Here is a 13,450-nt window from a genome sequence, read left to right as displayed (position 1 = left end):
GGGTGAAGGCGTGTCTTCTCTGCTCGTTCCCTTATGAAAATCTGGTCTGCCGTGGGAATGATGACGGAGAATCGATATTCCGGGATCGCGCACGTACGAGGTTCAGGTACCGGCGGCACGTTGTTCAGCCACTTTCCTCTCTTTGGTCATCCCTGATCTGCACACTTCAACAGCGCGCCCGCGCCGGTGTGTGTCGGCGGCTCCGAGTCCCCACTGGAAGCAGTCGAGAAGCGTCCGGACATCATACGAGCCCCAAAACCTTTCACCCGATCAACCCGCGCCGCGTCTGGGCCTTCAACCCTCAGGCGGCACAGACAGGAGACCCCATGCACGACAGGTTCCCGCAGCGAAATAACTCCACACCGGAGGGCCAGGTCTTTACGCCGCCTGGCTGGCTGGCCGTCGACGAACTTGAAGATCTTTTGATGGCGGCGATCGACGCACACCAAGGCGACGAGAGCGGCGCCCTGGCGGAGATCGACGCGTATTTCGCGGGCGACGAGACTTTCGAAGGTCCCGAGTATCGGCGGGCACTGCTCCGGCTGCTCGGACTGCTTTGGCCCAACTTGGCCGAACTCCTGGGCGGACCGCCGGTAGAACAATGAACGCGCCGTCAATCCGAAATCAGCGCACTAACCGCCGTAGTTCTTAAGGAGAAGAGATCGTGGGCGAACAGATGAAAGTCAGTCTCAGCAATCCACTGGGTGTGTTTCTTGGCAGCTTTACGATTTTTCTGACCGGCATCGCCATCGGCGAGTGTTGGCATCCGTCGAAAACCGTTGCGCTCGCCGTAACCGTTCTCGCGGCCGGGCTGGCCGCCGCACATGAACTCCTGTCGTGTTTGGTGTGGGGCTCGCTGACGGCGTGGTTGATCGGACGGCATGCGGCAACGCTTGAGAAGAAGTGCTGACGCCCCTCGCCGGCGTCCGCGATGCAGGAAAAGAAAGGCCCCGAGAGACTGCATTTGTTGACAATCCGCATTGCCAACCCTTTCCCCACCTTTTTGGAATCACCTCCCTCTAAACATCCTTACCGCTCCGCAACCGGCTACGCCGGTTCCATTTCCAACCACTCTGAAAGGACTCGCCATGCTCCTCGTAGCCTCGCTCTTTTCTGTCACAAATCGCGACGCGCGGGACCTCTTTGTTCGCTCCGTCCGGCGGGGCGGCAGCTGGCAGACGGCTGCCTGCCGCATCGCCCCGGAACTAATTGAGCTCGACGTTTTTGAGCATATGGAGGACGTTCCCAAAGCGATTTATCTCTGCCTCGACCTCTGGAAGAGCACCGAGGCGTACCACCGTGCCTGCTGCTCTTCCGAAGTACAAAACCTGCTCCTCGCGCGCCGACTGCTGGCCGATTCCTCGTTTGAACTCGGCGCATTTGCCTTCGCCACAGCGGAGGATTCCGGCGATACACCTCGGTTGCTCGACAGCTAGACGATTCGAGATTTTAGGCTAACCGGTTTGAGGCCACGAAGTGCAACGGCTTCAGGCCACTTCAATCCGCGGTGCAGGTCGGCTTCGAGCCGGTCAAGCTCTCTGCACGCATCGCCTGTCTCGGCTCCTCGAATTCGCTGATCACTGAAAAAGAGCAAACAGGATCAACGTTCATTTCCAATGTGCCCGGCAATAACTCGAGTTATCCGTCGGTGTCTTGCTTCTTAGGCCGCTGTCGGTCCAGAAACCGATCGAGAGCCCCACACGCGGGGAAAGAAAGGAACTCGCAATGTCCAACCGTCAACCAATTTCCCGAGTGAATTCTCAGGGGAATCAACTCGCGCGGGCCCTGGGCCGGAGACTCCGATACCTGCGGGCTCAGACCGGCCTGACTCAACTTGAACTTGGACGTAAAGCCACGATGGATCGCGCTTTTATCTCGCGTATCGAGCGCGGAAGAATGGAGAGCGGCGTGTCCTGATTGTGGAGCGGTTCGATCGGCTGTGGACACAGGATGGGCGCTTGCTGCGATTGCCACAAGAGGACTGTTGCCAGGCTCTTTCCGTCGTTCCGTCCCGCAAGTATCAGAGCGATGGTGGGGCGGGGATTGAAGCGATCCTTCATCTGTTGCGCGGAAGCGATACCCCCGCGGAGGATCAGAGGATCTTTCTCAAGGCGGTAATTGCGCTCTGGCTGCTGGGCGCGACGGACGGGCATGCGAAGAACTTCAGCGTCTTTTTGCTACCCGGCGGCCGCTACCACCTGGCGCCACTGTATGACGTGATTTCGGCACAGCCGAGCGTCGATGCCAAGCAGATTCGCCACAATCAATTCCGCCTGGCAATGGCGGTCGGGGACAACCGGCACTACATTATGAAGACGATCGCTGCTCGTCATTTCATCCAAACAGCGAACCGCGCCGGCATCGGCAAAGAGGTCGTGGATTCGATCCTCGACGAACTGCGCGAGACGGCGGAAAAGGCCATAGATCGTGAAGCAGCGAAGTTGCCAGAGGGCTATCCGACGGAAGTTGCCGAGTCGATTATCTCCGGGACGAAGAGGCGGCTGCGGGGGATCTGTTCTGATGAATAAAGGACGAGGTTTCAGCGCCCCACCCCCTTAAGATAAGGGACGGAAGCCCCCACCCGCGGTTCGCTCCCAGTGAAGCAGAAGGTGAGAAATGACTGAGCCCATAGACGGGTCTTCGCGCCTATGTCACCGATGCGTAGGCGAGAAGGTCCTTAAAGCAAAAATCAAGAATATGGGTCGAATGGCGCACTGCTCCTTTTGTCGGAAGCATCTGAAGACCATTTCTCTCGAACAAGTTGCGGACATCTTCGACAAGGTCTTTGAAGAAAATTTCGTTCGCACGGAGGACGAGCCGACCGATATGGAGTACATGATGAGCCGCGAGAGCGACTATTCGCACGCAGACTAGAGGGGCTCACGATACCGGCTTCACTGGCTCACGGGCGCAACGCGGTTCCTACTCAGGAACCTGCGCCTGGAGCCGCGATGCAACGAACAGGCGGCTTCGCGCGGTTCGATACGCCCCTGTAAATAAATCATGGCAGGGCAGACCACCGGCAACGACAAGGCAGAAGAAGCGCAGACACAGTAAGGCCGCTCCGAAGAGCGGCCCGATGCGTCACTCGATCACTCGCCGTCTGCGCAACAGACGATCATCATCGCCCACATCGGCTTCGGCATTGGCGGGCAGGATGGAGGCCAGACCGTCTTTCACGTCCAGCTTGAACGCAGCGGCGATCTTGGCTACATGGATTCCGAACGTCCCGCGCAGCTCTCCCAGCGCTCCGTAAAAGGTCCAGCTTGCATAGTGGCCGTGATCGTTGGCGAAGTGGATCACTCGCTCGCCATCGGTGCCGACTCGCTCCAAGAACTTGTGACAAGCCGCCCGCATTGCCCGCAGGCTTGCGCCCAACTCTGAGTTACTGTCCAGCTTGCCCAACTCATCGCTGAGGCGATGCCGGATTTCGATCACGGAGTGAACGCAGTGCGAAGGCACTTCCATCTGACCTGGCTCGTAGAGCACACGGCGATCTTCAAGGAACGCGATGACTCGCCGCGCCGTGGCGATCTCCATCTCCGCAGGCTGCCACGACGCCCCGCCGAACGGAGTCGAGATGCCTGTCAGACGGTTTGCGATCTCAGAGAACTTCATCAGGCTTTCTTTCTACTCTCACGACAAGGCCGCCGGAGGCGGCCTGTCGCTACTCCAGACCTGCCCAGTGCTTCAGGCCGTCGATCAGCCCTACTGCCGGGACTCTGCGAACCAAGCCCCAACGGATGGCAGCATCCGCCAAGTTCGCTTTTGTGGAAGTACCGAGGAAGGGCCAGAGACGTTTCACTGTCGCGGCATCCGCCAGAAGCAGCTTAAATATTTTGAGCCAGAGGACATTGACCGCCTCTTTGTCCTGAGACGTGCAGACTTGCTCCATGAACCCGCAAAAGCGGACGATGAAATCGTCGTTGTGCTCCCTGGCAAGTTCTGTCTGCAAAAATGGCTTGAAGACGAACGCGAACACGTTGTAATTGCCAGGAAACTCTCCGTTCCATGAGCGGAGTTCTTCCAGGTAGCGATCCTCGATCTCCGGGAACGCCAACCGAAGCTGCTCTACAAGATTCTGCGATGTAATCTCCACACCGGTCATCTTCCCCTCAGCGAGTTCTCAAGATCGCGGATCAGTTCCTTTGCCACTGCCTGATCACGGGAGCTCCAACCCGTATTTGGATTTTTTAGCAGATTGTTTAACTGGCCCACGATGCTCTGCGCATCTTGGGCATGACCTGCGGGAGATAGCATGATTCCCGATTCAGACTCGAACCGAACCGCGCCTGCTGTACCACCTGGAATCTTGTCCGTGGCTTGAAAAAGTTCGTCCACGATCGCAGCAAGTTTTGGATTCGTGACCAACGGCTTGAGCATTGAAAGCTTGCTGGCTTGTATGTACCCGGAGACAGCAGGCCCGACAAGCTCGCCAACCCCTGCCGTTGCGATGGTTGTTGCGTAGTTCGTCAACATCATGTTGATCGCGCCGTTGCCGTCGCTGGCAATTCGCCCCATTGCTGCGATGTTTGTCCCTGCATCGCCGGGCATATCAACGTCAGTCTGCTTATATGTGCCGTCTGTTACGTTGTTGCCGTTGGCATCCTTGTGGAACATTGTGCCGTTCTGAAAATACTCCCCGTTCTTTTGATCCTTGGCCTGGTCTGCCTCAAAGGTCTTATCGTCTAAGTTGCTGCAATTCTGCCCGTTCGAATCGCAAACCCGATAGGTATCGCCCGTCGGATCGGTGAAGCGGAGCGGGTTGTTGTGTGCATACGCATACCCGTTCCACGACTGCGGATCGTCCATGTGGAAGATTGCGCTTATATTCCCAGGATCGGGTGAAAGCATTCTTCCCATAGACGATGCGAAGTATCTATCCCCGAAGTAGTCGTTACCAGATTCGGAGTCACGTTCTTTGCCGGTGAACAGGGATGAACTGGGAACAGGTGTTTCCGTACAGTTGGTCAGCCGCATCATAAGCATATCGGGTCACTTCAGCGGAAGGGGCGTCACCGGGCAAGACAATGTTTTGACATCCAAAACACAGAACCGGTCCGCATAACGCATATCGTCCTTCCATTTCCAACTCTTGACCAGATCGTACTCGCCATCTTTCCACTGATATACGTCAGTTCTGCTTGGGATGGCTTCTGAACCGACGAAGCGTTTATCTCTATAAACAAGCACAACATCTGGAGCAACGAGGAAGTCTGGAGCAAACGCCGGTGTCTCATCGAAAACCTTTTGGGCCGTCGTCGAGCGGTCGGTTGCGCTCACGTGGAATATGGCCATGCGAAAGTGGGAGCCGCCTTCCCATCGAGTTACGATCCGATCTCCTGCCGATGAGTCCCTTGAGAGGTCAACGAGATCGTCGCCGGTAGAATAGGTCAGAAGAGGCTTGCCTTCACAGGAAATGGCGAACTGCTGTTCTGGCGCTGACGAAGGTATCTCGCGAATACTTGCCTCGCATCCCCGTCCGTTTTCAAGGCTAAATTTCAGGGTCGCAAGCGCGGACTTCGCCGCCTGAGCTTGCACCTGAGCGGTGGCTGATAGAAGCAAAACAATTAGTGCCCAGCGGCGCATCCCATCCTCGCTTTCGCGTACGCATCACCCGTTCCGTAGGCTGCCACTCCAGCCTCGACACCCTGAGTGCCGGAACTACTTCTTGACGGTCTCGGCCAGAACCAACCAGTCATGCGTTGGCTCCACCGCACGGAAAAACACAGGATCATGCAGGTGATAGAGAACATGCCTGAACTCCTCGCGGATGTCCAACAACAAGTTCTCCAGCCCTTCGCCCTGCATGGCAGGATCGGCCAGCTTCGGCAACTGCTCGTCTAGGAAGAGCCGCAACGACTCCTCTAGGTCAGAGAAGGCATGAACGAGCGTAGAGGCTTCCTCCGGGCCAAGCCTGGCTATCATCGCGCAACCTTCGAGCCGCTTCCGCAGGTCATCCAAGGGTTCTTGTTTTTGCAGAAGAAGTTCGCTCATAGATCACCTCAACACCTGTTGTAATGCGATGATTTGTCTCCGCCAAGTTGCAAGTTCCCGCTCTATCGAGCCAGGATTACCCTTGATGGTTTTGAGCTTTTCTTGGTGTTCAGCTATTCGTTTAGCCAGGGCTCTGATGGCTCTCTCCACACCTTTACGACCACCGGTTGCGAGAGTGTTCTGCGCGCTCGCAACTTCACCGGAAGTTGGAGTCGCAGTGATGTTCCCCAGGGTTGTCATGCCGCCTTCCAGCGTCAGTTCGCTTAGAGCCGTAATACCCATCCCTGCGGCGGCATTCAGAGCCAACACATCCATCATGGGCTTTGCGCCCTGGTTGTAGGCATTGGTCTGCTGGATGAAGCTCTGAGACCAACCGGAAATCGGCTCGTCGGCTGGCACTATGGCGCTCGGCGTATTCGGGCTTGCATCGAAGAACTGCGCCCCGAACGTTCCTTGCCCTGTCGTGATGCTGGTCAGATTGCCATTGGAATCGAAATTAGCTCCATAAGTCCCGTTTGCCAACGCCTGATCCGTGACCACAGAGCGGTTCCCATCCGCCCCCAGAACGTACCCCTGCTGATCGCAGTTGATCCCATTCTGTCCGCACTGGCTGCCGCCCATCAGGTAGTAATCGTGCCCATCATCATCTGTTCCGGTCAGCGGGTTGTTGCCCACATAGCTGTACAGATTCAGGCTTTGCGGGTTTTCAAAATCAGCCCACGGTACAGCATCCGGCATATTGGGCATTGGACCGCCGAAATCAGGCGACAAGAACCGCCCCATTGAGCTTGCGTAGTATCTGGCCCCGAAGTAGTCGTTTCCGGATTCGGAATCGCGTTCTTTGCCGGTGAACAGGTGTTCGGAAGGCGAGCAGGTTTCGCCATCGCCGTAAGGCAGGCTCTGGCAGGATTGTTCGGTCACACCTGCGTAGTTCGTCTGCACGCGGCGCGTGCCCAAGGGGTCATTGAGATAGAAATGGAGTCCGTTGTTGTCATAGGTGGCCAGGACTGCGCCGCCCTCCCACACGTTCGTATGCACCCATGTCAGATTGTTGTTGGCGTCCACGCTGGCCTCGGTCACCTGCTCGCCCCCAGGTCCGAGCACATAGGCGGTCATGGTATGGAAGCCGTTGACCGCCGGATCGCAACTGCCCCAGGTCTGGATGCTGCCCTTGGCCACCCGGGCGCCGCCGGCATCATAAAGATAGCCGGTCATGATCGTCGTTCCGTTATAGCTGGTGGATACCGCGCAGATGCGCCCTTCCGGGTCGTAGAGGTATTGGTTCCTGCCGTCGTTGAGGACGTTGCCTGCCGCGTCGTGCGAAAGGCCGTTCACTTGGTTGGCCGCGTTGTAGCTCGCATTCGTGGGGTCGCTCCCCGGATTGCACGCCGCCGGTTGCAGGTCGGCCTGGGTGCGGTTGCCAAAGGCGTCGTAGTTAAAGCAGAGATGCATGCCCGCGTAGCCCCCCGGTGCTCCAGCGCCCGGCGTGCCCGAAGACAGCCGGTTCAGCCCATCGTAGCCGAACGTCCAACTGCCCGTCACCAGGTCATTGTAGCTGGTCACGTTGCCCGCGCCGTCGTAGCCGGCCGCGTAGCTGTAAACCGTCTGCGGTGAGCCGGAACCCGCGTCCGCCCCTCCGTCCAGGTTGCCCGTCACCGCCGGGTAGACGAACGAGGGCTGGCCGAAGTCCGCCGAGTCGTAGCTCGTGGTCTCGACCGTATAGCCGTAATTGGTTCCCGAGCCAGTGGTCTTCGCTTGCAGGTACACGCCGTCGCCGGTCGCGGTCACGTTTACAAGAGAGCCAGAGGTGACCCCTGCGGCCAACCCTGAGGCAACGCTACTTGGCGTCGCTCCTGCGCCGTAGTTCGTCGACGCCGCCACCATCCCTCCCACGCTCAGGGTCACCGTGCCCGTGTCCGAGATCGACGACCCCTGGGAGGAAAAGCCGGAAGAAGTCAACTGGAACGATGTGGTCGAGCCGGTTACGTCCAGCGCGCCGAAGGTGGCCGTGCCTTGCAGCTTGAAGGTGACCGTGCTCGTGGAGCCGCCGCAGAGGACCTGTGCCGAGAGGCCCGCCTGGGCGTAGTCCCGCGTGAACATGCCTCCCAAGGCCGAGGCGATCGAGGCGATCGTAGAATACTGGCCGTAGTGCACCGTCTCCACATAGCCGTTGAAGGAAACCGTGATGGTATTGGCATCCCCCTGCTGCTCGGCGCCGTTTAGCGTGATCGTGGCCGTGGAGGAGGCCTGCGCCCGGCTAACCAGTCCCACCGCAATCGCCAACAGCAGAATCACCTTGCCTAACGTGCGCGACATGCTGCTCTCCCTCATTGCTACTACTGATCACAGCGGTGGAGCATCACCCAAACTCCCACCGGATTGCAAATAACGAAGCAGCCCCGCAGTCATGCCAACATCCCATATCTCCAGTACATCCTCCGGAAAGAACGAGCGGCGGCCGGTCCGGGTTCGTGGTCTCCCATGTCTGAAAATCCAGACATGGGGCACCCATTCTTAGGGCTGGTCAGACCTGGGCCACCCGCCACGTTCGATGCACAAAAGGCGGGTTGCGTCATAGATATACGACTTCACGTCGTAGGCTCACTGGGGCTTCGGCGGAACTGCAGCGCCTAGATTTTTGGCTCCCGTTCTCCTGGAGAATTGCCTGAGGAGCGGAAGGGACAGGAACCAGATCATTATCACAACATATGAAATAGCTGCCTGGCGATTAAAGCGTGCGCTCTCAGCGGCGGCAGCAGTCGGATCAAACGAATGCGTTTCGGTCTGGATAAAGAACCCTCCAGGACCGAACCAGTTTTGCCAAGTGAAGAAGGCGCAAAAGATACCCACCACGCCCCACACGAAGCTTCGCGACAGCCTCCGGAAAACCACAGCCACCACGCCCGTAAGAATGACAACGGCAACATAAGCCCAGAGAAGCAACGCCTTCGGTGTGGTGGTTACACTGCCAAAGGGTACCCCTTGGAGCAAAATAGCCAGAATTATCACCAACGTCACACAATACGCGAACTTGTACAGGGCAGACGTGATTTGCATGTGAACTGCTCCCTACCAAGGCTGATATTCAGGTTGTTTGTTGATCTCTTCGACGGCCTGACGATTCTGCGGGATCGACATGTCGAAGTACTTAGGCTTCGAGATTCCGAAGTTCCCTTGGTTCTCATTCATCAGATCCGGATGGAAAAGGTTATATATCTGATCCGTTGCGCTCCATCCAGTGGTATGCGCTGCGAAGCCCATCCCATGGCCCAACTCATGAGCGCCAACATTTCCGAGAGCCTGTATAAGGTCTGAAGCGAGGGGATGCCCACCATCAAAATTCCCCATCAGAACTGCGGAAACGTTCCCCATCGTTCCTCCATTTGCGCTCGTTGAATTCCACCCTCCATAGCCCTGATTGGCGAAGTTTAGGCGTGCTACCCCCTCGGGATGCTGCAGGTCCATGTGGTGAATCTCGGATGCGCTCAATTGACTTCCATCCTTGAAGACCACGTCCTTTATCCCCGCTTTGTGCAGCTTGTCTGCAATCGCATTTTCAATCTGGCCGAGATGCTTGTTGATAAAGTCTCGCTGCGCTTGGGTCAAATTGCTGTTCAGGAAGTAGTAGATAGTCTCCGTCATACCCGTTGGATCGGTGTACTTCAACGGGTTATTGAGGGCATAGGCGTACTTGTTCCAGTGCTGTGGATTTGCGATCCACGCCTGGAATTGATCCTTCTTCAGATTGAACGGAATGAAGGGATCGGGCGAAAGGAAACGCCCCATTGAACTTCCGAAATAACGGGCGCCGAAGTAGTCGTTACCTGATTCGGCGTCACGTTCTTTGCCGGTATACAGGTAGTGGTTCTGCCCGCTCGGCTGCGGCCCCTGCCCAAATGGATAAAACTCATAGGAAGAAACAACATTGCCGCCGCTGTCGGTCAGCAGCCGCGTCGAGCTGAGCTGATCACTGTGATAATAGATCGTCGCAGATGAGTCGTTTGGTGCATTTATGCTGCTCCCCTGCGCCAACCTGACTCCGTTAGCAAAAATGTAGTCGATCCAGATTGCGCCGCCGTTATTCTCGGTCAGCGGCTGGCCGTTGAAGTATACATACTCCGTCCAGGAGCCGCCGGAATCTTTCCGCGCGCGGTTCCCCTCCGCATCGTAAGTGTACGTGGCCGCGCCGTTGTCCACACCGGTAATGTGGCCCTCCGGATCGTACGCATACGAATGGTTCAGGGTGCCCTGGTAGTCGCTGGCCCAGCCGGTTACATTGCCCGCGTTGTCGTAACCGAGCGTGCCCGAGGTGTCGCGGTTGGTGGCGGCACCAGTAAAAAACAGCCCCGAACTGAGCGTTCCGCTCTGACTCAGGTTCCCCCACGGGTCGATGGAGTAGGTCTGCTGCATGTTGCCGCCGCCGTTGGCGAATGCCACAATGCGATTCAGATTGTCATAGGAGAATCCTTGCGAGTTGTTGCCGTTGAGCACGTCCAATATTTGAAAGATGTTGCCATTATCTGCAGTGTTTTGTGAGCTACAGGATGCCCCAGAAACCGGCGCCGCAGGACCGTAGCAATACTCCCGGTCGAAGAGTTTCGCACCGCTGCCGTTCTGCAAAATAGTCTCAACCGGCTGGAGACGATCATTGCGATACCATGTCGTGGTTAGCCCGTTGCCGCTACTCATCGTCATCGGCGCACCGTCAGGCCAGTAGGAGGCCGACGACAGATAGTTGTAGCCAACCGACTGGCCGTTCCAGCTTGTATAGTTCACGCCTGTCAAATGTCCTGCTCCATCCCAGCTATTCTGAACCACCCGTCCGTCGGGATAAGTCAGTGAGGTCAGGTTGTTGGCCAGATCGTACTGCGCATAGAACGCGTTTCCCGTCTGCGTACAATTACTCGGAATGCAGTTCGCCTGGTAGGCGACCAAGCCGCGCGAGTTGTAGGAATATTGCTCCGAAGCGTTCACGTTATTTGAGGCTTCGACCAATCTTCCTATCGGATAGGCGGCTTGAAAAGCGCCGCCGTTTCCGACGGAGGCCAGATCGTATGTGTAACTCCAAGTCCACGAAGGCGATTGTTTCTGGATTATCCGATCCAACGCATCGTAGCTATAGTTGATCGTCACGTTGTTCGCATCCGTCTTACTGCACGGCAGGGCCGGGTCGCCCGAGCAGAATGAGCCACTGGCGACATAGCTATATGTGGTCGTTCCTGTTTCCGGATTTTGGGCCGAAAGCAGTCGCGAGAGCGAATCATACGTGAACGTGCGCACGCGATCCCCGCTGCCGCCGTATGCTCCACCCCATTGATCGACCCGCGCCAGGTCGTCGAGCGCATCGTACTGATAATCAGTTTCCAGTTTCGAATTGCTGGCGTCTTCGATGACTTCTGTGAGACGTCCGAGCCCGTCGCTGCTTCGCTGCCAGTGCCTCCCCGTTTCATCCGTGAAATCAACCCAGAAGCTCGGATTCACGTGACCGATCTGTGCGACGCAGTTCGTTTGACCGGAGAAGTCAGGAATCCCGTTATAGCACCATTGCTCCATGCTGCCGTCAGAGTTCTGTTGAAGTACCTTTCGGCCCAGCACGTCATATGTGTACGTTGTCAATCCATAAGTCGCATCCGAAGTGGAGCGATACGGGTTCGTGACGGTGTACACGCGGCCGATACCATCATAGGCAGTGGTCACGTAGTCCGTTCCTTCTGTATCCGAGGTTAACTCGGTCTGCACGGTATGTCCCATCCCGTCCATCACTTGGACAGTGGTCTTCGCCGGATCCGGGGCCTGGAGTACAGTTGTTGTGATGCTCGGGGAGGAGCCCGAATCGTTGTAAGAATACGTTGTTGTCGGGCGTTGATTCCCGTCGCTTGGGTCCGGAGGCCCTTGCGCCTCCGTCAGCCGTCTCAAGGGGTCATTGTAAGTGTAATCGGTTGGCTGGCCGTTCTCGTCGATGACCTCAGTTAGGTAGCCAATTCCATAATCGTACTGAAACTTCTCGACGTGCTGAATGCCATTTGTGAAGGGATAGATAATCTTCGTGAGGTAAGCGTCAGAATTGCCCGCTGGATTGCCTCCCGCAGGGTTGTCAGCGTACGAATAGGTGGTTTGATTGCCTTTTGCATCGGTAGTGGAAATGACCTGGCCCGTTTCGTCGTAGCTGAGCTGCGTAACCGCGTCGGGGCAGTTCTGTAAGCATTTCTGTACAACCGACGTTGCATTGCCACGCGGCGCCGTCGAGGATGGACCGTAGTTGGTCTCGTCGTGCTGGGTAGCAGATACCCCAGCAGCAGCATTCTGATCGTAAGCGTAGTCTGTTTCAGCGACCTCGCTTCCACCGGAATCATAGGTAATCACGCTGGATGGCCGGTCTAAGATAGAGGACCCATATGGATAGATCGGAGTTGAACCAAAGGTATGGTACTGGATGATAGTCTTTCGCGTTGGCGAGGAGGCACCGTAGTCGTACTCATCTTTTTCGGCGACGGTCCCTCCGATAGCGTAGCTATAAGCTGATTGCGACGTAGGACCGTTGGTTCCTACGGTAACTTTGTCGCTTTGCAGAAGATCGCGCTCGTACCATTCCGAGCCATTGTACCATGCCTTCTGGGTGGTCTGTAGCACTGACCCGCTGTAGTCTGTAGTCGACTCCGTCGACTCCATGGACATATAGCCAGGAGTGTATTCCTCTGCGTAGGGAACGTAGCCATTGGCATATTCAGTATTCTTATAATAAGTAGTCGTCGTGGTCGTGCTGTTATGCCGTACATTGTCCGTTGTTGTTACTGCCGTAGTCGTTAGGCCGGCAAAGGAGGATGCTGGAGTGTACGAGAACGTTTGCGTAAGCACCTCGGTACTTCCCTGGAAGACATGCCGTCCGACGATTCCCACAATATCGTAGTTGTAGGCGCAATACGATGTATACTGATAGTTTATGCCATATGATCCCATAGTTCGAGTAAAGTGGAAGTAGCCGGGTTCAAAGTTTGGAATGATAGCCCAATCGTAGCTTACGCTCGAGCCATTAGGATAGGTGATTGTCTTCAGCGTCCCGTAGGTTGAGTCATAGGAAAACTGATACTGCTCTCCGTTGGGTAGTGTAATGCTCTGGATATGGGGAATGGGGACGCCCACATAGATCGGTGGCAGACCCGGACAGTTAGTGTCATTGGTGGGAGCCAATGTAAAATCGATATAGTAGTGTGGGGTTACTGGACTGGCCCAGACTATATTATATGGCGCCGAGAGTCCTGCCACTGTGATTGTATCTGTGCCCGATCCGGTTGACATCCCAGACCCCCCGAAGGATACAGCGGTGGCTCCCAGAGTATCTGTATAGTTAGCACCATTGAATGTAACAGTATTCCCATTGCGGTCTTCTATAGAAGCAGGATAAGCGCTATAAAACGTCGTATCGTTATCGTAGGGGATGTTTGATGCAGAGGGA

13 protein-coding genes and 1 pseudogene are annotated in these 13,450 nt (G+C 56.4%); 6 read left to right on the top strand and 8 right to left on the bottom strand.

The annotated features are described in order from the left end of the window. Positions 1 to 326 precede the first annotated feature (326 nt). The 6 genes and pseudogenes from VMU57_RS16645 to VMU57_RS16625 all read left to right on the top strand — a co-directional run bounded on the left by VMU57_RS16645 (position 327) and on the right by VMU57_RS16625 (position 2,874). A complete protein-coding gene (locus tag VMU57_RS16645) occupies positions 327 to 605 on the top strand; it encodes a hypothetical protein (protein ID WP_325385430.1) in 279 nt (92 codons plus the stop codon). 59 nt (positions 606 to 664) lie between these two features. After that, on the top strand, positions 665 to 910 hold the full coding sequence (locus VMU57_RS16640) for a hypothetical protein (RefSeq protein WP_325385428.1): 246 nt from the start codon (positions 665 to 667) through the stop codon (positions 908 to 910). A gap of 178 nt (positions 911 to 1,088) precedes the next feature. Further along, positions 1,089 to 1,436 carry a hypothetical protein gene (locus VMU57_RS16635; RefSeq protein WP_325385426.1) on the top strand — a complete coding sequence of 116 codons (348 nt, stop codon included), beginning with the start codon at positions 1,089 to 1,091 and terminating at the stop codon, positions 1,434 to 1,436. A gap of 289 nt (positions 1,437 to 1,725) precedes the next feature. Next, on the top strand, positions 1,726 to 1,917 hold the full coding sequence (locus VMU57_RS23140) for a helix-turn-helix domain-containing protein (protein WP_414648667.1): 192 nt from the start codon (positions 1,726 to 1,728) through the stop codon (positions 1,915 to 1,917). Next, positions 1,905 to 2,528 (top strand): annotated as a pseudogene (locus tag VMU57_RS16630) (HipA domain-containing protein); the annotation flags it as partial. The gene VMU57_RS23140 and the pseudogene VMU57_RS16630, both read left to right, overlap by 13 nt. 178 nt (positions 2,529 to 2,706) lie before the next feature. Next, positions 2,707 to 2,874, top strand: coding sequence for a hypothetical protein (locus VMU57_RS16625; RefSeq protein ID WP_325385425.1), 168 nt, complete (start codon positions 2,707 to 2,709; stop codon positions 2,872 to 2,874). A gap of 210 nt (positions 2,875 to 3,084) precedes the next feature. Here the strand turns inward: VMU57_RS16625 and VMU57_RS16620 are convergent, their stop codons facing one another. The 8 genes from VMU57_RS16620 to VMU57_RS16585 form a co-directional block, all read right to left on the bottom strand. After that, positions 3,085 to 3,618 carry a DUF6650 family protein gene (locus VMU57_RS16620; RefSeq protein ID WP_325385423.1) on the bottom strand — a complete coding sequence of 178 codons (534 nt, stop codon included), beginning with the start codon at positions 3,616 to 3,618 and terminating at the stop codon, positions 3,085 to 3,087. 49 nt (positions 3,619 to 3,667) lie between these two features. Beyond that, entirely contained in the window at positions 3,668 to 4,108 is a 441-nt protein-coding gene (locus tag VMU57_RS16615) for a DUF7674 family protein (protein WP_325385422.1), read from the bottom strand. After that, a complete protein-coding gene (locus VMU57_RS16610; protein ID WP_325385421.1) occupies positions 4,105 to 4,983 on the bottom strand; it encodes an RHS repeat-associated core domain-containing protein in 879 nt (292 codons plus the stop codon). The genes VMU57_RS16615 and VMU57_RS16610 overlap by 4 nt, the downstream gene beginning before the upstream one ends. A 12-nt stretch (positions 4,984 to 4,995) precedes the next feature. After that, positions 4,996 to 5,589, bottom strand: a complete 594-nt coding sequence (locus VMU57_RS16605) for a hypothetical protein (RefSeq protein ID WP_325385419.1) — start codon at positions 5,587 to 5,589, stop codon at positions 4,996 to 4,998. A 75-nt stretch (positions 5,590 to 5,664) separates the two neighbouring features. Continuing rightward, positions 5,665 to 5,997: a hypothetical protein gene (locus tag VMU57_RS16600; RefSeq protein WP_325385417.1), complete on the bottom strand. Its 333-nt coding sequence runs from the start codon at positions 5,995 to 5,997 to the stop codon at positions 5,665 to 5,667. A gap of 3 nt (positions 5,998 to 6,000) precedes the next feature. Further along, complete coding sequence (locus VMU57_RS16595) at positions 6,001 to 8,313, bottom strand: RHS repeat-associated core domain-containing protein (RefSeq protein ID WP_325385415.1); 2,313 nt, start codon at positions 8,311 to 8,313, stop codon at positions 6,001 to 6,003. A 285-nt stretch (positions 8,314 to 8,598) separates the two neighbouring features. Next, on the bottom strand, positions 8,599 to 9,054 hold the full coding sequence (locus VMU57_RS16590; RefSeq protein ID WP_325385414.1) for a hypothetical protein: 456 nt from the start codon (positions 9,052 to 9,054) through the stop codon (positions 8,599 to 8,601). Positions 9,055 to 9,066: 12 nt separating this feature from the next. Next, positions 9,067 to 13,260, bottom strand: a complete 4,194-nt coding sequence (locus VMU57_RS16585) for an RHS repeat-associated core domain-containing protein (RefSeq protein WP_325385412.1) — start codon at positions 13,258 to 13,260, stop codon at positions 9,067 to 9,069. Between the last annotated feature and the right edge of the window lie 190 nt (positions 13,261 to 13,450).

Origin of the sequence: Edaphobacter sp. (assembly GCF_035532915.1) — a bacterium.
Lineage (GTDB): Bacteria > Acidobacteriota > Terriglobia > Terriglobales > Acidobacteriaceae > Edaphobacter.
The sequence above is the reverse complement of the archived record's forward strand: the minus strand, read 5'-3'. Positions and strand labels throughout refer to the sequence as shown.